Annotated in this window: 23 protein-coding genes; 7 read left to right on the forward strand and 16 right to left on the reverse strand. The window is 47.5% G+C overall.

Translation table 11 applies throughout. The features are described from left to right. Positions 1 to 89 precede the first annotated feature (89 nt). Positions 90 to 1,328 (forward strand): saccharopine dehydrogenase family protein, encoded by a 1,239-nt coding sequence (locus AB4Z33_RS09955; protein ID WP_442049790.1) that lies wholly within the window; start codon positions 90 to 92, stop codon positions 1,326 to 1,328. A gap of 1 nt (position 1,329) precedes the next feature. After that, positions 1,330 to 2,457 carry a carboxynorspermidine decarboxylase gene (nspC, locus tag AB4Z33_RS09960; protein ID WP_442049791.1) on the forward strand — a complete coding sequence of 376 codons (1,128 nt, stop codon included), beginning with the start codon at positions 1,330 to 1,332 and terminating at the stop codon, positions 2,455 to 2,457. A gap of 75 nt (positions 2,458 to 2,532) precedes the next feature. Here the strand turns inward: nspC and AB4Z33_RS09965 are convergent, their stop codons facing one another. The 6 genes from AB4Z33_RS09965 to AB4Z33_RS09990 all read right to left on the reverse strand — a co-directional run bounded on the left by AB4Z33_RS09965 (position 2,533) and on the right by AB4Z33_RS09990 (position 8,047). After that, positions 2,533 to 2,967, reverse strand: a complete 435-nt coding sequence (locus AB4Z33_RS09965) for an SRPBCC family protein (RefSeq protein WP_442049792.1) — start codon at positions 2,965 to 2,967, stop codon at positions 2,533 to 2,535. Beyond that, the gene (locus tag AB4Z33_RS09970; protein WP_442049793.1) at positions 2,964 to 3,470 is read right to left on the reverse strand and encodes a MerR family transcriptional regulator; all 507 of its coding nucleotides are present in this window, start codon (positions 3,468 to 3,470) and stop codon (positions 2,964 to 2,966) included. The genes AB4Z33_RS09965 and AB4Z33_RS09970 overlap by 4 nt, the downstream gene beginning before the upstream one ends. A 121-nt stretch (positions 3,471 to 3,591) precedes the next feature. Further along, the gene (locus tag AB4Z33_RS09975; protein ID WP_442049794.1) at positions 3,592 to 4,053 is read right to left on the reverse strand and encodes a phage tail protein; all 462 of its coding nucleotides are present in this window, start codon (positions 4,051 to 4,053) and stop codon (positions 3,592 to 3,594) included. A 212-nt stretch (positions 4,054 to 4,265) separates the two neighbouring features. Continuing rightward, the gene (araA, locus tag AB4Z33_RS09980) at positions 4,266 to 5,690 is read right to left on the reverse strand and encodes an L-arabinose isomerase (RefSeq protein ID WP_442049795.1); all 1,425 of its coding nucleotides are present in this window, start codon (positions 5,688 to 5,690) and stop codon (positions 4,266 to 4,268) included. Between the two features lie 42 nt (positions 5,691 to 5,732). Next, the gene (locus AB4Z33_RS09985; RefSeq protein ID WP_442049796.1) at positions 5,733 to 6,428 is read right to left on the reverse strand and encodes an L-ribulose-5-phosphate 4-epimerase; all 696 of its coding nucleotides are present in this window, start codon (positions 6,426 to 6,428) and stop codon (positions 5,733 to 5,735) included. A gap of 2 nt (positions 6,429 to 6,430) precedes the next feature. Further along, positions 6,431 to 8,047: a xylulokinase gene (locus AB4Z33_RS09990; RefSeq protein ID WP_442049797.1), complete on the reverse strand. Its 1,617-nt coding sequence runs from the start codon at positions 8,045 to 8,047 to the stop codon at positions 6,431 to 6,433. 324 nt (positions 8,048 to 8,371) lie between these two features. On the opposite strand from AB4Z33_RS09990, the gene AB4Z33_RS09995 reads away from it, so the two are divergent. Then, entirely contained in the window at positions 8,372 to 9,463 is a 1,092-nt protein-coding gene (locus AB4Z33_RS09995; protein ID WP_442049798.1) for a GntR family transcriptional regulator, read from the forward strand. A 69-nt stretch (positions 9,464 to 9,532) separates the two neighbouring features. On the opposite strand, the gene AB4Z33_RS10000 is transcribed toward AB4Z33_RS09995, so the two are convergent. Continuing rightward, positions 9,533 to 10,348: an alpha/beta fold hydrolase gene (locus AB4Z33_RS10000; protein WP_442049799.1), complete on the reverse strand. Its 816-nt coding sequence runs from the start codon at positions 10,346 to 10,348 to the stop codon at positions 9,533 to 9,535. Then, positions 10,342 to 11,607, reverse strand: coding sequence for a YbfB/YjiJ family MFS transporter (locus AB4Z33_RS10005; RefSeq protein ID WP_442049800.1), 1,266 nt, complete (start codon positions 11,605 to 11,607; stop codon positions 10,342 to 10,344). The genes AB4Z33_RS10000 and AB4Z33_RS10005 overlap by 7 nt, the downstream gene beginning before the upstream one ends. Before the next feature lie 80 nt (positions 11,608 to 11,687). Here AB4Z33_RS10005 and AB4Z33_RS10010 point away from each other — a divergent pair, with 80 nt between their 5' ends. Continuing rightward, complete coding sequence (locus AB4Z33_RS10010) at positions 11,688 to 12,623, forward strand: LysR family transcriptional regulator (protein ID WP_442049801.1); 936 nt, start codon at positions 11,688 to 11,690, stop codon at positions 12,621 to 12,623. Positions 12,624 to 12,671: 48 nt separating this feature from the next. Here AB4Z33_RS10010 and AB4Z33_RS10015 read toward each other — a convergent pair whose 3' ends face one another. Continuing rightward, positions 12,672 to 13,475, reverse strand: coding sequence for a potassium transporter TrkG (locus AB4Z33_RS10015; protein ID WP_442049802.1), 804 nt, complete (start codon positions 13,473 to 13,475; stop codon positions 12,672 to 12,674). Between the two features lie 230 nt (positions 13,476 to 13,705). After that, complete coding sequence (locus AB4Z33_RS10020; protein WP_442049803.1) at positions 13,706 to 14,059, reverse strand: DoxX family protein; 354 nt, start codon at positions 14,057 to 14,059, stop codon at positions 13,706 to 13,708. A gap of 161 nt (positions 14,060 to 14,220) precedes the next feature. Between AB4Z33_RS10020 and AB4Z33_RS10025 the strand changes: the two genes are divergently transcribed. After that, positions 14,221 to 14,832 (forward strand): TetR/AcrR family transcriptional regulator, encoded by a 612-nt coding sequence (locus AB4Z33_RS10025; protein ID WP_442049804.1) that lies wholly within the window; start codon positions 14,221 to 14,223, stop codon positions 14,830 to 14,832. 160 nt (positions 14,833 to 14,992) lie between these two features. Here AB4Z33_RS10025 and AB4Z33_RS10030 read toward each other — a convergent pair whose 3' ends face one another. The 3 genes from AB4Z33_RS10030 to AB4Z33_RS10040 form a co-directional block, all read right to left on the reverse strand. Next, on the reverse strand, positions 14,993 to 15,460 hold the full coding sequence (locus AB4Z33_RS10030) for a phage tail protein (protein WP_442049805.1): 468 nt from the start codon (positions 15,458 to 15,460) through the stop codon (positions 14,993 to 14,995). A 40-nt stretch (positions 15,461 to 15,500) separates the two neighbouring features. After that, the gene (locus tag AB4Z33_RS10035) at positions 15,501 to 15,980 is read right to left on the reverse strand and encodes a GyrI-like domain-containing protein (RefSeq protein ID WP_442049806.1); all 480 of its coding nucleotides are present in this window, start codon (positions 15,978 to 15,980) and stop codon (positions 15,501 to 15,503) included. A 125-nt stretch (positions 15,981 to 16,105) separates the two neighbouring features. Then, positions 16,106 to 16,528, reverse strand: a complete 423-nt coding sequence (locus AB4Z33_RS10040) for a DoxX family protein (RefSeq protein WP_442049807.1) — start codon at positions 16,526 to 16,528, stop codon at positions 16,106 to 16,108. A 90-nt stretch (positions 16,529 to 16,618) separates the two neighbouring features. Here AB4Z33_RS10040 and AB4Z33_RS10045 point away from each other — a divergent pair, with 90 nt between their 5' ends. After that, the gene (locus tag AB4Z33_RS10045) at positions 16,619 to 17,584 is read left to right on the forward strand and encodes a helix-turn-helix transcriptional regulator (RefSeq protein WP_442049808.1); all 966 of its coding nucleotides are present in this window, start codon (positions 16,619 to 16,621) and stop codon (positions 17,582 to 17,584) included. A 37-nt stretch (positions 17,585 to 17,621) separates the two neighbouring features. Here AB4Z33_RS10045 and AB4Z33_RS10050 read toward each other — a convergent pair whose 3' ends face one another. Next, complete coding sequence (locus tag AB4Z33_RS10050) at positions 17,622 to 18,182, reverse strand: TetR/AcrR family transcriptional regulator (RefSeq protein ID WP_442049809.1); 561 nt, start codon at positions 18,180 to 18,182, stop codon at positions 17,622 to 17,624. Between the two features lie 167 nt (positions 18,183 to 18,349). Here AB4Z33_RS10050 and AB4Z33_RS10055 point away from each other — a divergent pair, with 167 nt between their 5' ends. Next, on the forward strand, positions 18,350 to 19,303 hold the full coding sequence (locus AB4Z33_RS10055; RefSeq protein ID WP_442049872.1) for a DsbA family protein: 954 nt from the start codon (positions 18,350 to 18,352) through the stop codon (positions 19,301 to 19,303). A gap of 108 nt (positions 19,304 to 19,411) precedes the next feature. On the opposite strand, the gene AB4Z33_RS10060 is transcribed toward AB4Z33_RS10055, so the two are convergent. Together AB4Z33_RS10060 and AB4Z33_RS10065 are read right to left on the reverse strand one after the other, a co-directional pair. Beyond that, positions 19,412 to 21,721: an S-layer homology domain-containing protein gene (locus AB4Z33_RS10060; protein ID WP_442049810.1), complete on the reverse strand. Its 2,310-nt coding sequence runs from the start codon at positions 21,719 to 21,721 to the stop codon at positions 19,412 to 19,414. Between the two features lie 172 nt (positions 21,722 to 21,893). Next, complete coding sequence (locus AB4Z33_RS10065; RefSeq protein ID WP_442049811.1) at positions 21,894 to 24,974, reverse strand: BTAD domain-containing putative transcriptional regulator; 3,081 nt, start codon at positions 24,972 to 24,974, stop codon at positions 21,894 to 21,896. Positions 24,975 to 25,059 lie beyond the last annotated feature (85 nt).

Consider the following 25,059-nt stretch of genomic DNA (forward strand, 5'->3'; position numbering starts at 1 on the left):
GTGTGATGCGCATGGGTGCGTGTTTCGCTTGCTTTTTTTTGTTGGTTTATTTTGAATTAAAAAATTCACTTGGGTCAGGAGATCGAGAAATGGGAAAAGCACTAGTCATTGGCGCCGGCGGCGTAGCAGCAGTAGCAATTCATAAATGCGTTCAAAACAGCGAAGTATTCGAAGAAATTTGTATTGCCAGCCGTACGAAGTCCAAATGCGATGAACTGAAGGCGAAATTGGACGGCGGCAAAACCAAAATTACGACAGCACAGGTCGATGCAAACAACGTAGACGAGTTGATCGCTCTGATTAACGAAGTCAAACCGGATATCGTCATGAACTTAGCTCTGCCTTACCAAGATTTGACGATCATGGATGCTTGCCTGGCTACTAAGACTCACTATATGGATACAGCTAACTATGAGCCGGAAGATACGGCGAAGTTCGAATATAAATGGCAATGGGATTACCGCGAGCGCTTTGAACAAGCTGGAATCACAGCTCTGCTCGGCAGCGGCTTCGACCCAGGCGTAACTGGCGTATTCTCCGCTTATGCGCTGAAGCACTATTTTGACGAAATCGAATATATCGATATTCTAGATTGCAACGGCGGCGACCACGGCTATCCGTTCGCGACGAACTTCAACCCGGAGATCAACATCCGTGAAGTATCCGCTAACGGACGTTATTGGGAAAACGGAGAATGGATCGAAACGAAACCGATGGAAATCAAACGCAGCTATAACTTTGCTGAAGTCGGCGAGAAAGATATGTATTTGCTTTACCATGAAGAGCTTGAATCTCTTGCGCAAAACATGCCTGGACTGAAACGTATCCGTTTCTTCATGACATTCGGCCAAAGCTATCTCATGCACTTGAAGGCGCTTGAGAACGTAGGAATGACTTCCATCGAGCCGATCGAATACGAAGGAAAACAAATCATTCCGCTTCAATTCCTTAAGGCTATCCTGCCGGACCCAGCTTCCCTGGGACCACGTACGGTTGGCAAAACGAACATCGGCTGCATCTTCAAAGGCAAAAAAGACGGCCAAGACAAAACTTATTATGTCTACAATATTTGTGATCACCAAGAGTGCTATAGAGAAGTGGGCTCCCAAGCTATCTCCTATACAACTGGCGTACCTGCCATGATCGGCGCGGCGATGGTCTTGACTGGCAAATGGAATAAACCAGGCGTATACAATGTTGAAGAGTTCAATCCTGATCCATTCATGGAAGAGCTGAACAAATGGGGACTTCCATGGGTAGAAGACTTTAACCCGGTGCTAGTTGACGCATTGCCTGAAGATACAAAAAAACCGGAGCTCGTTCGTTAATATGCGGTTCGAGGAATTACCGACACCCTGTTTCGTAGTCGATGAAGCGCTCATCGAGAAGAATCTAACCATTTTGAACGGCGTCATGCAGCGTACGGGAGCTAAGATCATACTGGCGCAAAAAGCTTTTTCAATGACCGCGATGTATCCCCTAATCGGACGATATTTATGCGGCACGACCGCGAGCGGATTATACGAAGCGCGGCTTGGTCACGAGGAAATGGGCAAAGAAAATCACGTCTTTGCCCCTGCCTATCGTGAAGACGAGATCGACGAAATTATAGCCATTTGCGACCATATTATTTTCAACTCCTTCTCGCAGCTGGAGAAGTATAAAGCCAAAGCTCTTGCAGCCGGCAGAAAAGTGGGCCTTCGCATCAATCCGGAGTGCTCGACTCAAGAAGGACATGAAATGTATGACCCTTGCTCGCCAGGATCCAGATTCGGCGTGAATCTTGAGAATTTCCGGCCAGAACTGCTGGAAGGCGTATCGGGACTGCACTTCCATACCCTCTGCCAACAAAACTCGGATGCTTTGGAGACTACGCTGAATGCGGTCGAAGAAAAATTCGGGCAATGGTTGCCGCAGATGGAATGGATCAACTTTGGCGGCGGTCACCATATTACAAGAGAAGACTACGATATCCCGCGACTCGAGGCTTGCATTCGGCGAATGCAAGATAAGTACGGCTTAAAGGTCTACCTTGAACCCGGAGAAGCCATCGCGCTTAACGCGGGTTATATGGTCACCTCCGTTCTGGATATCCATAAGAACGGCATTGAGATCGCTATCGTGGACACATCGGCGACATGTCACATGCCGGATGTTCTGGAAATGCCGTACCGTCCGCCGCTCTTCGGTTCGGGCGAAGCAGGCGAGAAGCCTTACACTTATCGACTTGGCGGTCCAACCTGCCTGACGGGCGATGTCATTGGAGACTATTCCTTCGATCAGCCTCTAAAGAACGGCGACAGACTCGTGTTTGGAGATATGGCGATTTACTCCATGGTCAAGACCAACACCTTCAACGGCATGCCGCTGCCGGCCATCGCCGTGCAGGACAAAGACGGCAATTGCCGCGTCGTTCGCGAGTTTGGCTATGATGACTTTAAGACAAGACTAGCTTAATGAATAACGAAAGCCTTAACCCTGCTGCATAAGAAGGGTTAAGGCTTTTTGCGTTCCACTCACGTATGTTTATAATCAGGCCACTGCTTTACCCAGTGCGTCCAACATGATATTTGTACCGTGCTCCCGCACTTCCGCCGTATCGTGTCCGTCAAAGAACGCCCCTTGCTCCGTGAAAATCAGCTTCGTACCGCTCTCCACCTTAATAAGCTCGACCGTTGTAATCGAGACGGAGATACGCGTGTCCCCCGAATCCAAGCTGTATGTGTAAACAATGCGCTGCTCGGGAACAATCTCCTGGTAGTAGGCGTCGAAGGTAAAGATCGGCCCTTCGGGCGGCCCTCCGCTGCTGTACTCGCGCCCGCCAACCCGGAAATCGAAGATATCCGGCTTCGAGAACCACTTGGCTTTGGCAATCGGATCGGCCCAGGCCTGATAAACCTTCTCCGGCGAAGCGGCATAAGTTCGCTCGACGACGAAAGTGCCATGCTTGACGAATCGTTCGTTCATTGATTTTCCTCCTCATGTTTCGGAATTCCGCTTTCCTGAACTAGAAAATCTCCCAATAGATCCAAATGCCGTGTCCAACTCGTTTGCCGTTCTATGATCGGTTTGTCAAATCCCGTCTTCATCGCTTGCAGAAGGCCGGTGAAATCTTCAACCGTTAATTCCGCCTTGCCCTGCATCAGCTTGGATACATGTCTGAGCTGCTCCAAAAGTTTTTGCTGCTGTTTGATTTGTTCGTTGATTTGGTTGATCTGCAGGCCCACGATCTCAAGCGGACTGTACTGCCCGCCAACCAAAACCGACTTAATCTCCTCGAGCGACAGGCCCAGCTCCTTCAATGATAAGATCTGGTGCAAGCGCGACAAGTCCCGTTCATTGTACAGTCTGTGGCCGGATTCCGTTTGCCCGGACGGAGAGAACAGCCCGATTTGATCATAAAACCGCAAGGTTCGTACGGTAAGACCCGTCAACTTGGCGAGATCTCCGACCTTCCAATTTCTCTTCATGAACCATCTCCACTCTTTGGCGCTAGCTAAGTCCCGGTAGCTCCATTGTAAAACATGACGTAACGTAAGGTGCAAGCACAAAAAACGGTTGGCAGTGAAAACATTGAAAGAAGGCGGCTATCTAATACTCCCCTTTAATTACAAAAAACGAGCCCCGAATCGTTCCGGCTAATTTAGACTTCTGCCTTGCAAACTTAAACTTCCCTTCCAACTCCTGCGGTACCTCCATGCCTTCAGAAAGCTTAAAACCAATCGCCCGCTTCTTAGGGTCATCCACCGTATACATGACATTGACCGAAAGCCCGTCCTCATAAAAGACGTAGGTAAATTGGATATTTTCCACTTGAAAACGCGACGTTTCTAAAGGCTTGGCCGCAAACGTAATATTACGTTCCTTCAAAACTCGGTTCACATAGTCAAGGCTATCCTGACTTTCGCTAGCCGGTACTACCGTAAATTCATGCTTGTATTTGGTCATAAAGTAACGGGCTTCATTGGCACGTAAACCAGCAAGCGCTTCTACAACAGGCGAAGACTCTAAACCAACCGTAGACACATTTTTAAAATCAACGATATAGGACATTTCCATCCTCCAGCTTCAAATTAATCCACTTATCTACAAATAATATAACAAATACGATTCAAATAGAAAATTTTTACTGGTGAAATACAAGTAAGAATAATCCGAATACCCTTCTTGCATATGAGAATATTCTAAAAAAAACCGTTTCTTTGCAAATAGGCATACAATCGCCCATTTACGAAAGAAACGGTTTTTCAACCTTTATTTATAGATTACTTAATGACGACGTATTCCAAGTTAACCAGCTTGGCGTAAGTCACGATCTGGTCTGTCGTCAGGTTCAAGGAAACGACGGTATGGTGGCCGCCGCCATTCTCGATCCAAGCTCTTACGCCATCCTGGAAGTTCGGCTTCACCGTCCACAGGACGCGAGCGACAGGAAGGTTAGGAGCCGGAACCGTCGGCTCGAATGCGGWAACCTCGTTGATCAATAATTTATAATGAGTGCCGAAGTCAGCCATGGATACAACGACGCCTTCGCCGGCTTTACCGTCGAATACGAGACGTGCCGGATCTTCGCGATCGCCGATTCCGAGCGGGGAAACGATGATTTTCGGCTTGTTGCTTGCCAGACACGGATCTACCTCGAGCATATGGGATTGCAGAATGGCTTCTTGACCGGCTGCCATCTCGTACGTGTAATCCTCCATAAAGCCCGTGTTTTGATTGCGGCTCATCACTTTCATTAAGCGATCAAGCGCAGCCGTCTTCCAGTCGCCCTCGCCGGCGAAGCCGTAGCCTTGCGCCATCAAACGTTGGACAGCAAGACCAGGAAGCTGTTTCATGCCATGCAAGTCTTCGAAGTTTGTCGTGAAGGCATTATAACCTTTCTCCTCGAAGAAACGTTTAAGGGCGATTTCATAGCTTGCTTGGACTCTGACGCTTGCTTCCCAAGCTTCTTTGCTGTTCGTGCCGTAATCGAAGTCGTAGAGCTCCGCATATTGGCCCATCAGATCATCGATTTCCTGCTCCGTAACGCCATTCACGTATTGTACGAGGTCGCCGATGCCGTAGTAGTCGACAGTCCATCCGAATTGAATTTGAGCCTCGACCTTGTCGCCTTCCGTTACGCCAACGTTGCGCATGTTGTCGCCGAAACGGGCTACTCTGATGTTGAAGCTTTCGTTATAGGCAACCGCTACGTCCATCCAATCCGCAATTTGCTGCTGCACTTCCGCACGTTCCCAGTAGCCTACAACGATTTTGTTTTGTTTCTTCAGACGGGCATTGATGAAGCCGTATTCGCGGTCGCCGTGAGCGGCTTGGTTCAGGTTCATGAAGTCCATGTCGATCGTTGCCCAAGGAATGCTCTCATTGAACTGCGTTGCCAAGTGAAGCAGAGGCTTCTGCAGCAATTTCGTACCGCGAATCCACATTTTTGCAGGCGAGAACGTATGCATCCACGTGATGACACCCGCCACTTCGTCGCGATAGTTGACCTCTTTCATAATGCTTGTAATTTTATCCGCGCTTACCGCCAGATCTTGCAAGACAAGCGGATATGGGAGCACCCCGCTATTATTCAAGGCATCCGTCATCGTCTGCGCATGAGCTTTTACTTCAGCGAGCGCTTCTTCTCCGTACAGATGCTGCGAACCTACGACGAACCAAAATTGTTTAGCTGCTGTTGTTGACATCTTAATCATCCTCTTTTCTGTATTTTATAATGGCTAAAGCTATTACTTCTGCCCGTAGTAGGCATCTTTTCCGTGTTTGCGAAGGTAGTGCTTATCCAGAATGCCTTGCGGAAGCTCTTTGGCAAAATGGTTCAATTGCCGCGMGTACAGATTCATTTTGCACACTTCCTCCAGCACGACGCTGTTCACGACCGCCGACTTCACGTCTTTTCCCCAAGTGAAAGGCGCATGACCTTGCAGCAGAACAGCCGGAATCGCCATGACATCCAATCCGCGCTTCTCGAACGTTTCGATAATAACGTGACCCGTCTCCGCTTCGTATCCACGGTCAACTTCCTCTTGGTTCAAGAAGCGTGCGCATGGCACAGCGCCATAGAAGGTGTCCGCATGCGTCGTTCCCATGACGGGTACATCGAGTCCCGCTTGCGCCCAGATGGTTGCCCAAGTCGAGTGGGTATGCACGATACCGCCAATTTGCGGATAATGCTTATACAACACGGCGTGAGTCGCAGTATCGGAGGAAGGTCTCATATCACCCTCGACCACCTTGCCGTCTAGATCTACAACGACCATGTCGCTCGGCTTCATCTTTTCATAGCTGACTCCGCTCGGTTTGATGACGAACAGGCCGCTATCCCGATCGACGGCGCTCGCATTGCCCCAAGTGAATTTCACGAGTTCGTGCTTCGGCAAGTCAAGATTCGCTTGGTATACCTCTTCTTTCAGTTGTTCTAACAACGTTAGTCCCTCCCGTTCTCTAGCAGATGGTCTACAGCGGCTTGTTCAATGGCAAGGCCTGCTTGATATCGTTTGATAAAGGTTTGGAAACCTTGTACATCGGTGGCGTCAGGAGCTATCTCCTGTCCTTCGGCATCTTTGAACACTTTCTGCTCGAGGAAGTCCGACAAGCTCTCTCCTTGATCCTTGCCCGTCATGTACGAAGCTAGAAGCGCCATGCCCCATGCCCCGCCTTCTCCGGCCGTGGACATAACCGAGATCGGAACGTTCAGCGCAGCGGCCAACGCTTTTTGTCCAACGACTGGAGTTTTGAAGAGTCCGCCGTGAGCCAAGATGCTGTCGATAGCCACCTGTTCGTTTTCCGTCAAAATATCCATGCCCAGCTTGAGCGCTCCGAAAGCCGTGAATAGATGCGTTCTCATGAAGTTGGCTAGATTAAAGTTGCTTTCAGGCGAACGAACGAACAACGGGCGGCCTTTATCCAATCCCGTAATATTTTCGCCAGAGAGATAGCCGTAGCTAAGCAAACCGCCGCCGTCCGGATCGGCTTCGAGAGATTTGCCCAACAGCACGCTGAACAATTTGCCCGAATCCACATTGAAACCCATCGCTTCTGAGAATTCACGGAACAGTCCCATCCAAGCGTTCAGATCACTGGAGCAGTTGTTCGCATGCACCATGCCGACCGGACTGCCGTCCGGCGTCGTGACCATATCGATCTCCGGATACACCTTGGACAATTCTTTCTCGAGTACGATCATTGCAAAAACCGAAGTTCCCACGGAAATGTTGCCCGTACGCTTCTTGACGCTATTCGTCGCTACCATGCCTGTACCGGCATCGCCTTCAGGAGGACAGAACGGAATGCCGGACTGCAGATCCCCGGCCGGGTCCAGAATGGCAGCTCCCGCCGCCGTGAGCTCGCCAGCTTGCTCGCCGGATAGATTCACTTTCGGAAGAAGGTCGTTAAGCTGCCACGGATAACCTTTCGCCGCGATTAACTCATCGAATTGCTTAACCATCGTTGGATGGTAATTATGGGTTGACTCATCTATAGGGAAGACGCCGGAAGCATCTCCAATGCCAATTACTTTATTGCCAGTCAGCAGCCAGTGGATATAACCAGCCAGCGTCGTTACGAAATCAATGCGAGGCACATGCTCCTCTTGGTTTAATATCGCTTGATACAAATGGGCGATACTCCATCGCTCGGGAACATTGAATTGGAACAACTCCGTTAGTTCTCTTGCTGCCGCGCCGGTCGTTGCATTGCGCCAAGTCCGGAATGGTACCAGCAGTTCACCTGTGCTATCGAAGGCCATATAGCCGTGCATCATAGCGGAAAACCCGATTGATCCGACGGTTTGAAGGGTAACTCCGTATTTTTGTTGTACTTCCTGCTTCATTTCGCGATATGCGGTTTGGAGGCCTGTAATAATATCCTCCTGATTGTATGTCCAATATCCGTCTTTCAAACGATTTTCCCACTCAAAGCTTCCCGATGCGATCGTCTCGAAACGACGATCGATTAGAACCGCTTTAATCCGCGTAGATCCGAATTCGATACCGAGCGAAGTTTCACCCTTGGTTATCGCTTCTTTCAAGTCTACATGATTCATGATCACATATATCCCCTCTCTGTTCGCGGTTTGCATGATATGAACCCGCTCCTATCGCTATCTTCGACCGGAAGAAGGCGCTTTCTCTCGCTGACAGCCTTAGTATATTTTCTGTACGTACATTTGTCAATATAGTCTAATAGTTATACTAACATGAGTCACTGTCCCGTCTTTACTCGCCTAATCATGGTCGATTCCTAAGATCAAGCACGGAACTTGTACCATTAAAATCGCAATTGAGGCCAGTGTATTTGCATTCTAGGCAATTCATGCTAGAATATGTACGTACAACTTTTTCAGCCAATAATGAAAGAAGTGAAATAGATGAAGCCAAAGTACCAGCTCATTATTGAAGATATCAAAAGTGATATCCTCTCTGGAACGTACAAAGCAGGGGAGAAAATCCCTTCGGAGCTTGCTTTGCAGGAGAGCTATAACGTTAGCCGGCAGACGGTTCGAAAAGCTTTACTGGAGTTGCAAAACGAGGGTTTTCTGCGAAGCGAGAGGGGTTCCGGCACGTACGTCAGCAGCCAGTACCGTTCTAGAACCGGTGCGAAGGCCACAAATAAAACGATCGGCGTCATCACGACTTATATCTCGGATTACATCTTTCCCTCCATTATCCGCGGCATTGAAAGCCGATTAAATGAAGATAACTATTCCTTGCTGTTAGCCAGTACGAATAATAATATCACCCAAGAAAAAAAAGCGTTGGAAATGATGTTGTCCTACGGCGTGGATGGACTGATTATTGAACCTACCAGAAGCAATGTATATAACCCTAATATCGCATACTACCTGTCTTTTAAGGAACAAGAGGTTCCTTTCACAATGATCAATGCCTATTATGAAGAATTGGAAGTTCCTTTCTTCTGCCTGGATGACGTGCAGTCCAGCTATCTCGCAACCCGGGAGCTGATTGCCAAAGGACATACCCAGATCGGCATCATTGCGAAAATGGATGATTTGCAAGGGAAGTTTAGAATGAAGGGATTTATTAAAGCTCTTGGAGAAGCCAAATTACGGTTCCAGCAAGAGCATGTGCTTTCTTTCGATACGGAGACGAAGCCGGACTTGTCCGCTAACTTGGAAGTGTATCTGAACGACAATCGGGAGGAATTGACTGCGCTTGTGTGTTACAACGACGAAGTAGGCTTGGAAGTCGTACATGTCTGCAGAAAACTGGGCATTTCCATTCCGGACGAGCTATCCATCATTGGCCAAGACAATTCCTATATCGCCAAAAACGCAAATATCCAGCTCACGACGTTAACGCACCCCCAAGAACAAATGGGACGTGACGCAGCGGACTGGGTCATTAAAAATTTACAAGGCAAAAAGGACTTGCCCACCACCACCTACTACCAGCCCGTATTAATCGAGGGCGAAACGGTAAAAGCCATCGAAGTGGAATAGTAGTTGTTCCAAGCAGGGGCGTCACTCCAAAGGGTGACCTCCCCCTCCTTGGAAGGACCATATCCTCCCTTATTTTAATTCCATTAGAAAATCGTTCACTGCGTGATAATAACCGTTCAAATCCTCGGAGTGGACACCGTGTCCGCATTGTTCGAACACGATAAGCTTAGTGCCAGGTCTTCGCTCTTCCATTCGTCTTGCTTGCTCGGTATCCAGAATGAAGCTCTTACCGCCATGAATAAGCATGATTGGGCATCTCGAGCCGAGCCAATCATCCCACCACACCCCGTTGGACTGAGGAACGGATACTTGCAGTCCCTTCAGATCCGTTCGGAATCCCCAACCGTGTTCATCCTCCAACACGCTTTCGGCGAAATAGTCGATCGCCCTGAGCCCTACGCTTGCAAGCGATTCTCTCAGCTCCTTTAAGGAAGCGCAGCGGAAGGGAAGCTTGTCGGCAAAGGAAAAGTTGGCATTAATCTCCGCTCCGATATCCTCCACGATAACGGCTTTGACCAATTCCGGATAACGAGCCGCGAACTGATAACCATTCAACCCGCCCAAGGAGTGCCCCAGAATCGTGACCGGCTGCCCTCCAAGCTCTGACTGAATCAGATTCAGAATGTCATCCACGTAATCCTCTCTTGCGTATTCCTTCCCAGGAGGATGGTCGCTCCAACCGTGTCCTCGTTGATCCATAGCAATAACCCGCCAATCTTTAAAGCGCACAGCCAGCTCCGAGAATGATCTTGCATTAGCCATATACCCATGCAACATCACGAGCACTCGCTCGCTATCCCCGCCAAAATCTAGATAAGACAGCCGAATATGATCGGAGTAAAAAAATTTCCTTATTGCCGAGCCGTTTTGACTAGAATTCACCATTTTGTCGTCTCTCCTCTTTGTTCAACTTTAATCTCCCGAGTAACACCTTGGCTATTAAGCTTTCGTTGTCGATATCCATATACACCAGCCAGCGCTGCGGCTATCGCCATAAAGATCGCACTGGATGCGACGCCGATTTGCAAGCCGTACCTTCCAACCGCAACACCGCCAACGATGGGACCCATAATCTGACCGGAAGCAAAAAAGGCAGTGGCTAAGCTGAGGCATGCCGCATAAGCGTGTTGAGGGACATGACGCCGAAGAAGCGCGGTCGTCATCAGCGGAGGGGTAATAAAGGAGACCAGCCCGATCGTAACAGCGCCCAATGCCGTAAAAACCATATTGTTGGTGGTTACGCCAATCACACCGATCGTCCCCAATGTTAATCCCGCAGCAAGCGTATATCCACTCGGCCAGCGGTCKATGGCCTTCCCTCCGATCCATCCGTTAAATAAGCCCGCAAAGCCTATACCAGACCAGATCAATCCGGCATAGAGAGACGGAATGCCTTTGCTCACCAAGTAGGGAATCAAATACGTGAAATAGATGATGTATCCAGCGCCAAAGAAGAAATAAGAACCGATTAAGAACAAATGCTTCTTCGGATTCAACAAGAGACGGTACACATTCACGCGTTCTTGGTCTTGCGGATCCGATTCCGCACTCGAGCGTATTGATGCGTATCCCCGCTTCCCTGTAACGAACTCAAAACCGAATGCGGCAATGACGCCAAACACGCCCATGGCCATCCAAGCATACCTCCAGCCCTCCAAGTGTGAAGGGTCTATGGTGAAGGGGGCGCATAAGCCCGTCGCTAGAATGCCGGCGGAACCGCCCAGCCATATTAGACCCGACGCCACTCCTCTTTCCTCCGGTCGAACGGTTTCCATTGCAATAGACAGGACTAACACTGTGGCGATAGCCGATAATAAGCCAATAACGAACCGCCATAGCCCGAGCTGAGCGAAATGATCACTAAATGCCGAGCCAATCATGGCCAATCCGAGCAGGTAACAAGTCACCCGATTAATGACATGCTTTCGATGCGGGAACCGCGAGATCAAAGGCGATAGACCTATTGTTCCGATCAAATAACCAATAAAGTTGACCGTGCCTAATATACCCAGTTGACTGTAGCTTCCTCCGATCTCCCTCTGAATCCCCGGCAAAAACATGCCATAGGAGAGTCGAGAAAAACCAAGAATGACGACAAATAAAAGTGATGCCCACAAAGTAATCCAGTTGAATGCCGACCTCATCCCCATTGCTCCATTCTCTCAACAAATAACTTGTTGTCCCAAGTGTACATTTGAGGGAATGTTTTGTAAAATTGAATTATATGAATGAATTATTCATAATTATTAAACCAAAGGTGATGAAAATGGATCTTCGAGCTTTAAAAACCTTCGAAGCTTGCGTGCGTCTTGGCCATTTTCAGAAAGCTGCCGAGGAACTCCAATATGCTCCTTCTACGGTAACTCTCCAGATTCAGCGCCTCGAGGCTGATCTGGGCGTTTCATTATTCGTGCGCGACGGCAAGCGCGTGAGCGTGACTGAAGCAGGCCGATGGCTCCATCATGAGGCCTCGGCTTTACTGAAGTCGGTCGGATCCATGAGACAGACCGTCTCCGATATCGCGGCCGGTGATGACGGATCCGTTCGTTTCGCCGCCATCGAGCCTATCGCAAGCCAGAAGCTGGCGACCGTTATAGCCGACTTTTGCAAGACACGTCCGAAAGTGGACTTAACCATGGAAGTGGGCGGCAGCAAATCGATCATGGACAGGGTTCGAGCCGGCGAGCTGGACTTCGGCATATGCTCGGCTCCGCCCGCCAATCTCATGCTGGAGTTTGAGCCTCTGATCGAGGAACGATTAGGTGTTATGTTACATGTGAATCATCCCCTAGCCGAACGAGATAGCATCACAGCGAGCGACCTCGCGGGGCTAACCGTTCTGGTCAAAGAACCGACTTGTGTCTATCGAGAGCTTTGGGAAAGGGCGTTTTGTCCAACCGGTCAGAACGTTTTCCCGTGCATCGAGGTTGGAAGTTTCTTTGTGATTCAACAAATGGTTAAAGCAGAGTTTGGTGTAGGCATTGTTCCGATTTACAGCGGTCTGGAGCTCGAGGGCTCCTCGGTCATCAGACCCTTCGTCGACCTGAACCCCGTCCTCGGCGTAGGCATCGTTTATAAAGATAAAAACCTTTTGGGGAAGGCAACGTTATTATTAATGAACGCCATAAGAGACGTCTGCGTACCCCATCCTACCGCATAAGTCTGTAACGACAAGCTTAAGGCCATCCTTTGGGGGATGGCCTTTTCTTTAACCCGTCATTACCCTCTCTACAGGATAGTGGAATTTTGCATCGTTTAAGCCGCCGCCAATGAAATATAAGCAGGTCGTTAAGCCGATTCTTCCGAGAAACATCAGAATCATGAGTATACATTGCGCAATAATGCTAAGGTCCGGAGTAATCCCCGTAGACAAGCCAACCGTGCCGAAGGCGGAGCAAACCTCGAGCACAATAGCAATAAGCGGATGCTGCCTGTCGGTAATGCAAATCGAGATAACCGATAAGCAACATAAGACAATCGCGAGTAACGAGATCGCTAGCGACTTCAATATATCGTCCGGATGAAGCTCACGGTTAAATACTCTGATGGAGCGGTTTCCTTTTGCAAAGTGATAAATAAACAATATGTTCAAAGCGAAAGTGGTCGTCCGGATACCGCCGCCTACGGAATTAGGGGATCCCGATATAGCGAACTGATTATTATCCACCATGATCAGACGGCGCTCGCGCAATCCGATTTTCCTACCAAACAGGAGCCAAAAAAACGTGCTCATCGCCATAATGCCGATACCCCCGAATTGCAATACAAGTATAATGACGAAATATCCGAATACGCTGTAGGTTTCCGTAACATTAAATACGCCGAGCCCTGTGTCGCTTACAATACTGACGGCCGTAAAGACGGTGTCGAAAAAAGTAACGGTAACGCCAGGTTTACGAACAGCCGGGATACTGAACAATAGAATCGATACGATAACTGCCCCTAAATAATACCCAGTAATCACTTGGGCAGGCGAACGCTTATTGACCCAATCCCTCATTTGACTCCACATAGACAACCTATTCCTTTCGTATTCCCATCGCATCTCATGGTGAATTTTCCAAGTCTATTGTTCGCCCTTGTTGCGGAATGAATACGCCTAGAGAATAAATTGTTCGTAAGTCGCTGGTCATCATTCATAAAAAAACCGCCGGATTGCCTCGGCGGCTTAAGCATACACATAATGACGCCCGATCGGTACGATCAGCGGAGAATCGGATACGGGTTAGATATACTACTCAGTCAGCCATTCTCCGCATTCATGATGGTTAAAACAATGATTAACAGAAGAAACACAACCGGAGGCATTGTTTTGCCAATCGAATCTTTGACCCTTAGGTGCGCGAGAAGTGCCCCGATCATCGTAATTCCAAGCCAAATAGCTCCCCAAGCGATTACATCTTCAGCCCAATAGCCCCAAACAAGTACTACAGCTCCGACTAACTGAACGATTCCCGTGACAACGCGAAACCATTGTGGAATTCTCAGATTGTTGAATATATCAACCCAGTACTTGGCCCCAGCAATCTTAGCAGAACCCGAAAAGACATAGTACAAAATTAACATGCTTTGAATCACGATCGAAAATATGGTCATATGAATTACCTCCCTTTAATAACTACTGACCAAATGGTAAGTTATAACTTTACATATGTCAAGTTATAATTTGATATCTGTAAAGTTATAACTTGACGCCCTTTCAATAATGGACTACGATGGCTTTAACTTTAATAGATCAGGTATGGAGGCTCAGCCGTATGGGAGAAGTACGTAATGCGGAACGCACGCAAAAAAATATTCTTGAAGCTGCACAAAAAGAGTTTTTCGCCAAGGGGTTTAAGGGGGCGCGGATCGAGTCGATCGCGGAAAACGCTGGGGTAAAGAAACAATTGATCTATCATTACTTCAAGGGAAAAGCAGAATTGCTTGAAGCCGTTCTGGCTAACTCTGCAACTAGCGAGCCAGAGTGGGTTTCGCAAATCCCTGATAACCCCGTTAATATTGCCGAGCATCGTTACAGGGTCAACAGCCAGGCGAGAGCAGACTTTATTAGGTTCGCTGCTTGGGAAGCACTTGAATCTTGGGCAGAGCCAACGTCTTGGAATAAAGGAGGGGAACTTGCCCTTCAATCTTACGTCGAGTACTGGAAAGTTCAAAAGGAAAAAGGGATTGTTCCGTCGGAGATCGAACCTGAACTTTTGACGCTGGCAATAACCTCTTTAACTATTTATCCCATTATATTCAGCAATATCACCAAGTTCATTACCGGATGCGATGCGACCGATCACGATTTTCAAGCTAGGTGGTCAACATTTCTAACCCAAGTAAGCGATCGCCTCTTGAACAAGCAGCAAGACTCTAATAGTTAATGCTACTTGTTGATCCGTTAGTAAAAAAACGCATTTGAAGTAATCCGTTCAACCTGAGTCCTATCTTATACTTTCATATATTTCAATAAGCCCCTGCTCATGGAGCAAGGGCTATATCGAACGCACAGAAGTGGTCGCTTCATTCTAAGTGTTGCTTGCTTCAGTATTCTCTTTTGATGACAAAAAACGAACCTCGAATTGTCCCAGCCAGCTTGGACTTCTGTCTAGCAAATTTAAACTTCTTCTCTTCCAACTCCTTAGGCACTTCCATCCCCTCGGATAGCTTAAAGCCAACTGCCCGTTTCTTAGGGTCATCAACCGTATACAAGACGTTAACCGCTAGACCATCCTCATAAAAGACGAAGGTCCATTTAATATTTTCCACTTGAAGCTGCGACGTCTCTAAAGGTTTAGCCGCAAACTCGATATCACGTTCTTCTTTCAAAATTCGATGTACGTATTCAAGCGTCTCATGGCTCTCGCTGGCTGGTACAACCGTAAATTCATGCTTATATTTGTTCATAAAGTAACGGCCTTCATTCGCACGCAGTCCCGCAAGCGCTTCTGCTACCGGTGAAGATTCCAGACCAACCGTAGACACATTTTTAAAGTCAACGATATAGGACATTCTCATCCCTCCTAAAATTTTTGTGAGCTTTACATCTCGTTTACTTTTTAACAACGGGAATCCACATTTCCCCATATACGATGCCGTCTCGCTGTCCCATCTCAACCGTTGCATTGGGTCCGCCAACATAGGCGAAATTCTGGGCTTCCGGTAAGGCTTGGCCAAAGGCAATGCCGGTAAGCTTATTGCTCATCTCTTCGGCCGTATTTCCTTCGCCTTTAACGACTAGATATTGACCCTTCGGGAATTGAATAACTCTGTGTTCTTCCGGTACCGATCCTTCTGTCATGACGCCGGCATAATACATCATCTTGTGATTTACAGCTTCATTCACGGCAAAAATGTAGTCATTCGTGGCAATGGCCTTCAAAGCGCCAAGCCTTCCATCCTGCTCCACTGCCTGCCAAAAGTTTTCCTTCTCCTTGTTCATACCGGCATAATCCGTGTAATCGCTCTTCAGCTCCGTGCCGATTCCTAGAACGATAAAACTGTCTTTTTCCTCAAGGGTATACGCTGCCATAATCAAACACTCCTTTTTTTGAATTGATTCATCGATTTGTTTTTCACTTGATAAATCTATAATAACTATAAATCATGTCAAAATGTGATACTGTTTATTAGATTCTTTGAAAAAATCGCTGCCCATTAAAGTTTGCGGCTTTTTGGACGCAGCGCCCAGGAGGCGATGCCAAGCGCAGCATAGAAAAGCGGAAGAATAACGTGGAATCCACCATCACCGTAATCATGAGCGAACGCGTGAGATAAGGCCGCACCCGTCATTAGAAAAAAGATACCGCTATAAGCCCATTCCTTAAGGCGGGGAAAACCTGGCATGACGATCGCAATGACGCCAAGCAATTTCCAAGCTCCGAGAATGTTCGTGATATATAACGGGAAACCAATATCGGTCACTAAATCGACATTGCCGCCATATCGCATCAATTGTCCGATCCCGCTTAATGCAATAGAGAATGCGAGAATGATCGTGACGGTCCAATAGGCTGCCGTCCTTCCAATAGTGCGTGATTCAACCTTCGCCATTTTTTCATTACCAATGATCGTACTCATTTTCATTCCTCCAAGTGATTTGTTTTTTTACTTGATGGGTTTATAATAACGATAAACCATGTCAAAATATGATACTGTTTAGAGGTCGCGATGAAAAAAGTAGAACGGATTAACATCATCATGCGGTACATCAACAACCGCGCCCATTTTACCATCTCGGAAATCATGCATGAGTTTAATATCTCCCGTTCGACGGCAATTAGAGATATTAGGGAAATTGAAGCAATGGGAATGCCTCTAGTCGCCGAAGTCGGGAGGGACGGGGGATATTTTGTGATGAAAAACTCCGTGCTGCCCACTGTCCGCTTTACCGACAATGAGATTAAGGCTCTTTTTATCGCCTTCATGGCCACACGAAATCTGCAACTCCCGTATCTCAAGAGTCGCCACTCTTTAGCTGAAAAATTGCTCGGTCTCATCTCTCAGAACCAGCAAGATGATCTTGTTCTGTTAAATCAAATCTTGCTCTTCGAAGGTACCAACCCCCACAATCCTGACCTGCTTGATCTATCGGATCTGCCCCATCCCATGCTGGAACAACTCATCCAAAACCTTCTTACTGACTGCTACTTAGTGGTTGCCGTTGAAGAAGGTAGGGAAATAAAATCTTATCCTATCTATCTCATGCGCCTATATCGTGAAAAAAACTCTTGGCAAATTGAAGGCTTCGATCTAGTGGATGAAAAGAGGCGGATTATTCCAGTCGACAACCTCACCGATGTCAAACCATACCCCGTGAAAAAAAGAATAAGCAAGAAAAAGATTGTAGAACAACTAAGCAAGCAGGAAGAAACGATTAACCTCATCCTCGAACTTGGTCCAAAGGCGATTGCCCAGTTTAAAAAGTACCATCCTTTAAAAATTTCCATTTCCTATACGAATCCTTATCAAACGACGGCTATTCTAAAAACTTTCGTAAATGTTCATCATGCGGAGGAATTGACTGAAATAACAAATTGGATGCTTTTTCTAGGTGAAGATATCAAGGTTAGGGAGGTGCCAAAAAAGGTTTTGGAAGGTTTGCAGGAGAGGATGGATGTTTTGAGGAATAGTTGAATGCCATCGCTGCATTTCATCCCCAGGCTTCAAGGTCTCATACGTGTTTGATCCCAGACATCAGAAAAGGAATGGCCGGCTTAATAAATTCCTCCGGCAGTAATTCCTTACTATTTCTCCTCCACTCGACAGAAGCACCATAAACGCCCCAACTTAAAATGATAGCAGTAATTCTCTGAGATTTATCCTCTTCTACGGAATGTTGCTTTTGCAACATTCCGTAGAAAATGATTTCAAGCTGTTCCCTAATAATACGGGCTATGGTCTCATCGTATCCTCTATGACACCGACTAGATAACGATTTCTGAAAATCCGTTACGGCCACAAAGATATCAATAATTGATGTTTCATTTAATTCGCTTTTCTCAAAGTCTATGGCATTCAAATTAATCAATAAAACTTCCGACAATACCTTGTTCAACAAGTCATATATATCTTCAAAGTGGTAATAGAACGTTGCACGATTAATCTTAGCCTCTGTTGTAATATCCTTAACGGTAATATCCTTGAATTCTTTTTTCCCTGAAAGTTCAATAAAAGAGTCCATAATTAACTTGCGAGTTCGTAAAACTCGGGGATCTGTCTTTGATTGTGTCATATCATGTCCCTCCAACTATTTAAACAATTGTATCCATGTGTTGCATAAACGACAAATGGAATGATCTATTGGTGTTCCGATACATTTTTAATAGCTAGAATATGATTGTAAAACAAAGAGATGTTACTAACAACGATTGTTTATGACACTTTAGGGAGGCAGCAATGATGGGAAATGGGGATAAACGAATGATAAATGATAATCCTATGATTTGTGATTTAGAAACAGGTATATGCGGAACAGCCGGGGAGGAAGAGTTGGAGATTATCGATTTTAATCACCCTCAAAAATCCATTGAAGTTTATTATGTAACGGATCCCATTTGCTCTCACTGCTGGGCGCTTGAGCCTGTTCTTCGTCGTTTTAAAGAGCAATATGGGCATTATTTCAACTTTCATACGGTTATGGGTGGATTGCTGGAAAAATGGAGTGATGAGCCTGTCGACCCACGTAACGGTATATCGGGACCTGCTGACGTCTTCGGCCACTGGAGAGAGGTTGGAGAATATTCGCGCATGCCGATTGACGGTTCTCTGATGCTCGACAATCCGGTTCAATCCTCCTTCCCGCCTTCTCGTGTATTTAAAGTGATTCAAAAAATTTATAACGATGAATTAGCCTATGATTACTTAAGACGATCGCGAGAAGCTCTATTCGCATTTAATCGAAACATTGCCGATGAAACCATCATGATAGACATCTTAAATCAGCTTGGACTTGATGGAGAAGCTATTGTTCAAGATGCCGAACAACAGACCGGCCAACAATTATTGAATAAAGATTTTAGTCTCGCTAGAAGCCTTGGAGTTAGAGGTTTCCCGACGATTATTATAATGAACGAGGAAAATAAAGGAATGAAAATCACGGGCAGCCGTCCGTTAGAGTCCTATGTTGAGGGCTTAAAGCAAATTCTAAATACGGAAGAAATACTACCAAAAAAACAGCCATCCCTTTCTAACTTGCTTGAAAAAGAAAAGCTGTTATTTTCTAAAGAAATTGAGGTTATGTATGATATTGAAAAGTCGGAAATCAAAGCTTTTATGGAAAGAGAGCTTTCACCAAGCAGTTATCAAGCGAAGGAACTTCTAGGGGAATCCTATTTTACAACCACCAAATCATAATGGAGAAATTTTAGATAGGAGAACCCATTTATACAACAAAGAAGGTATTGCTCTCAATAGAATTGAGCAACAATACCTTCTTTAGCTTGGCTCAAATGTAAGCTAAAATCAGAATGCGGTAACGGTTGTCTCGAATACCGTTGTCGTTAGAGGGACATTATTCGAATCTATCAAGGCCCCTGGAGCGAACGTAACCTTTATCGTATCACCGGGTTGAAGGAAAGTTGATGGATTATTCAGTGTAATGATGAGCTGCGGCATACCTGGCATTAATGTATTCCATTGAACTTGAGTAACCGTTAGCGTTGTACTTGAGCTGCCACTATCTACAGCCACTAAACTAATAAGAGTCGATATATTCTGAAGTGTTGTTTGACTCAGTTCAGGTGAATTAAATGTTAATGATAGTGACGTTACAGGTCCAGCTTGCACCGGCGTAAATGTCACATTTGCATCTTCCGGCTGAGGTTCAGGTTGCTGTAGCGTGCCGCTCATTGGCGGCGTCGTTGCGAATGCTACCACTTGACCAGAAGCATCCGTTGCTGCGAATGCAACATAATACGTTTCACTGCTATAGCTATAGTTACAATATCCTTGTAGCACGTTTCCTGACATGGTACAAGACGTGTATCCGGACATGACCTCACCGACCGTTGGAGTCGCAAATGGCGAACTGCTCGTGCTAATCATCAACTGGGTAGCCCCCGCTGGCAACGTAATGACTCCCGCAATATTTCCGAAGCCTGGCCCATTAGATCCAAAAGAGATGTTACTAATATTCAACAATGGTGCTGGCTCCGAAGCCGGAGGTGTTGGTGTTGGTGTTGGTGTTGGTGTTGGTGTTGGTGTCGGTCTTGGTGTTGAAGTTGGTGCCGGTGTTGGTTGTGGCGGCTCAGTCACAACATGGAATTTCAGTGTGACAGACGAAAAGCCTCCGTAAAGATTAATGGCGTATTCCCCGACTTTACCCTCTCTCGGCATTGTGAAAGGTACCGAGAAGGTGCCTGGTTCACCAGTGGGCGCCGTATTTATCGTTCCAATGGAAGCTGGAAGATTCGGGACGACTGCGGCGTTAACCCCAGACAACAAGTTAGACGATGGCAGCAATATTAAATAACCATATTGATCAAACGCATCGAAGTTCACATGATAATTACGAGACCATTCAGCTTGCGTTACTTCTTGACCGTTCAAGTCACGAAGCGAGCCTCTCAATTCCAATTTTGTAATAAGTTGCGCATCCCCAACTTTAAAGTTTTTAGTGACAGTAACCTGGTTGTCTGTAGCAATTAAAGTTATAGGTACAACCGAACCCCGCTCGATCCCCGGTTCCGTGGTATCCGCTATGACTGCCATACGATCGAGATCAATCTTGGCAGTGACATTAGTATATAGATCTAGTTTGGGAGCTTGAACCGTTTCGCCATACTGATTGATAGCCTTAAACGGAATAGCGACCGCTTTGGAGTTGGCAAGCGTGTCGGACGCAGAGGCAAATTCAATCTTGGTGACTGTCTCGGCTTCTACTGTCAAACTTGCGGTAACCTTGTCCACATCCGCAGCATCAAGACCAGACAAAGTAACGGTATACTCCCCTGCCACCAAACTGTCCTCAAAGGTCAAGGTAGTACTCTTCTTATCATCCGACCACGTGACCGAGGCACTCCCCTTCGAGACAGTGAGTTTCGCCTTTTGTGTGTCGACAGGCTTATTGAAGGTCACGTTGATCTTCTTTGCTCCGACCGCTTTCGCTCCCGTGAGGCTCACTTTCCCAGGTGCAACGTACTGTTGCTTGGCTTCGTATGCGCCTGTAAGGAGCAGATCGCGCGTTGCGTTGGCTTGGCCGCCGAACGTTCCGTCTGTGCCATTTGGCAATAGTTTTAGTTGCAACGCCTCGGCGACATAACCCTGCGCCCAGTCGGATACCGTACTATCGTCGCCAGTCTTCGCTTTTGCTTCCGCGTCCTTGCCTAACACTCGGACCAAGAACGCGGCCAACTGCTCTTTGGTTACTTTTCCGGCCGGATTGTATGTGCCTTCGCCATAACCAGCCGTAATGCCGGCCGTTTTGAGCGCTTCAATGTAAGGCAACGCATAACCGTTGGCATCATCTGCCTTGACGTCGCTGAAACTGGACGTCTTCAGATCTTTATTGACTTCAATGCCCGTAATCAATGCCGCAACCTTTGCGAACTGTGCGCGGTTCATCTCCTCTTTGAGCCCGAACGTCGTATCGCTGACGCCATCGAAAATCCCAGCGCTGATCATGGCATCGAACTTCGCTTTCGTTGCCGCATCCAGATCCTTTAGATCGGTAAAGTCGGCAGAAGTCTTGGTTGCCGCGTTAGCGGGAAAGCCAAAGGCAACATTTAATCCCAGTAGAGCCGCTATCGAGAAACTCAAAATTCTTTTTTTCATCGGATTCATCCCTTCTGATGTTCACACAATCTTTTCGGCAAAAATATTGTCGATTTCTGCTACACCATATCACAGCCAGTCTAAACAAATCCTAAACAAGTGCTAGTGAAAAGGAGTATCCCTCCGTTATTTTTCATAACTTTGGGATACTCCCTATATGGAGCAAAACGATTCAATTCGTTTCCAGCAATCTCCTGGCCGTTTCTTTCGGCTCAATCCCGAACTCCGTCAGCAGCAGCATCCTTAACGCCTCATATTGCTTGATCGCCGCAATGCGGTCATCCGACAAAACCAGCACGCGAATGAGCCGTTCATGAATGGACTCATTCAGCGGATCATGGACAAGCGCCTTCCTCAGCAGATCCGTAGCCGCAGCATATTGCCCCTTCTTCTCCTCACGTTCATGAAGGCGTAGCAAGCTCGCGACATACTCGCTTTCCAGGCGAACTCGCGCCGGCTCTGCCCATTCGTACGAAGTGCTTGCCATATAGCCCTCTCCGTATAATTGAACGAGCTCAGCGGCATAGTCACGCAGCTTTAGGTCGTCAATTTGCGCATGCGTGGCCAGCATACGATCCCACTCATTAAGATCACAGTGCAATTGGCTCATATCGATTCGGTAACCGCCTTCCACGTGCTGAACGATACCTTCAAGCCCGATTTGACTTAAAGCTTTGCGCAAATAGTGAGTCGTTGTATTAAACTGCGCCCCTGCCCGATCTACCTCTACCTCTCCCCACAAACGATCGAGAATTTGGTCTCTGCTCACCACCTCGCCGCGATGGTGAATGAGAAATGCCATCAATTCCTCGGTTTTGGACGTTCGCCATTTGATCGCAGTGCCGTTCTCTGTCTCCACGCGCAGACGCCCGAAGCATCGGATTTTCATTCGCGGATGTGCTTTATGAACATGGAACGCTTGCAGCAAGAGACTCGCATAACTTGATGCATCCATCGATCCCGCATCTTTGTCTCCATACGACTGCACATAAATAGACAACAGCTCTGCCATAGCGGAACCCTCTTCTACGAAGCTGCGAATGAACCCTTGAGGTTTGGCCAGACGCAAAGCCGCACCCAGCTTCGCAAGCGCCGACTCCAGCTGGTTGTCGCGATAGTACGTCATGCTTTGTACGATCAGAATGTGAATGCGGTCCCTCAGACGGTCTTCCTTCTTTAACAGATGATAGATTCGCTCTGCGAGAGATAACGCCGATTCGAATTGTTCGCATGCAGCCAGCACGCGAACAAGCGCCAATTGTTCAGAAACTTGGTCCAGCGTTGCTTCGTCCGAGTGCGACATCCCGCATTGCTTCAACCATAGCTGAGCAGACGTGATATCGCCTTCACGCACCGCCAAGCTCACCTGCTCCGCTTCGATTTTGCGTATGAAGATTTCATAGTCGGGTGAATCAATCTTCAGCTTCAGTTGTTCTAGCAGCGCCGCTGCCTCTAGTGAGTTCCCCTTTGCATGCTGAATTCTAGAAGCAGCCACAACGAGCTGATACCGATTGCGGGGAACCGGATCGAATCCGTCTGCATGCATAACGCGGCTCAGCCATTCCTCCGCTTCCTTCAGCCGATTCCACTCGTACAATACCTTGGCATAGGAAGCATACATCGGCGTCGCATACGGATGGTTAACGTGTTCCCGCCAATACTCGATCATTCTTATGAAAAATTGTGCCGCACCCTGGTAATCGTTAATGTAACTCAGATGGTCTTCAAACTCTTCAACCGAATAATGCTTATTGTTTCCGCCTTGAATAAACAAGCTTTGTTCATGTGCGGGCGCAAACGTATCTCCACGGATAAAATAGTCAGCCGTGCTCTGAAGATCTTTTTTCACATAGGCAGCCGTACCGCAGACATAATAGATGTCCCCCATGGTCTTACGCCATACGTCAGCATCCATTTGATCCTTCAAAGCTTCGAAACGAATACGAAGCCGTTCCGCTCGATCCGGAATGTGATGAAACTGCCGAACGCCGACCATCACGAACAAATAAAAAAGCTCAACAAGCGGTCTACTCGCTATATATTGCTCAGGCACTTGCATCACCCAACGAGCAACGACGGTGTTCTTGCCTCCAAGAAGCTCGTACAGATGCAATTCGATTAGGCGAGCGACATCCTCATATTGCCGTCCCACCAAAAAATGTTCCGCCGCTTCTACAATATACCCGTTATGTTCGAGCCATTGCGCAGCACGCGTATTCGACTGAACCCATAGCTCGGGTTGTTTTCGAGCAAGCATCGACTGCAGGAAATCAGACAACAGATGGTGATAACGATACCAGTTGCGCCCATCGTCCAGAGGAATGATGAATAGCTGAAGCTGCTCCAGCTGTTCCAACTGCTRCTGACCTCTCGCTTGACCGGTTACCGCCTCGCACAATGCATAATTCATCTGGCTTAACACGGAAGTTTGCAGCAAAAAATCGCGCATCGCCTCCGGCAGATCGCGAATGACTTCCTCCAGCAAGTAATCGGATATGTGCTGCTGATGGCCGCTGAATTGACGGATGGATTCCGTCATATTTCCGCTTCGTTTCAGTGAAATGGCCGCAAGCCGCAAGCCGCAAATCCAACCCTCGGTTTGGTCATACAGCATATGGAGCTGCTCAGCCGACAGTCGCAACTCCGTCGTCTCTCGGAAGAAATCGTTGGCTTCTTCTAGTCGGAACCGCAGCTGCTCGATCGTAATCCTCCGCATCTCGCCTTTCGCAAATAATCTTGCTGTCGGGAAGGGGAGGTCGTTGCGGCTTGCAATATATAAATGAATATGGTTTGGGAGGTGTTCCAGCAAGTAGCTCATCGACTTCTGGATTGCCGGCATTGTCGCCAGATGATAATCGTCGAACATGACGACCAGCTCGTCCGGCAATTGGTTCAACTCGTTGATCAGCGCAGTCATCGCCGGCTCCATCGATGCGGAAGATGCAGAAGGCCCCTCCGCCAGCAGAGGCAACACGGTCAGGCCAAAGGCGTCGACATGATTCTGGATCGAAACGATGACCATGTTCCAGAAGGTGATCCAATCATCGTCCTGCTTGCTCAGTGACACCCAAGCGACAAGCTTGCCGCTTTGTTTAGCCCATTCGCTTAGAGCCGTCGTTTTCCCATAACCAGATGGAGCAAATAAGAGCGTCAGCTTCGCGTCCATGCCCTCGTCAAGCAGACGAAGCAGATCGGCACGGGCAAGCAAGGTATGCCGTTCATAAGGGATGTGTATCTTCGTTGCGGCAATCATCGAAAGCCCCCCATAATACAGAAAATGAGTAATTAGGAGTAACTTCGACATTCAAGTCATAAATTCCTGTGCTTAGGCCGTGCAG

Source organism: Paenibacillus sp. 2TAB19 (assembly GCF_052115185.1).
Lineage (GTDB): Bacteria > Bacillota > Bacilli > Paenibacillales > Paenibacillaceae > Pristimantibacillus.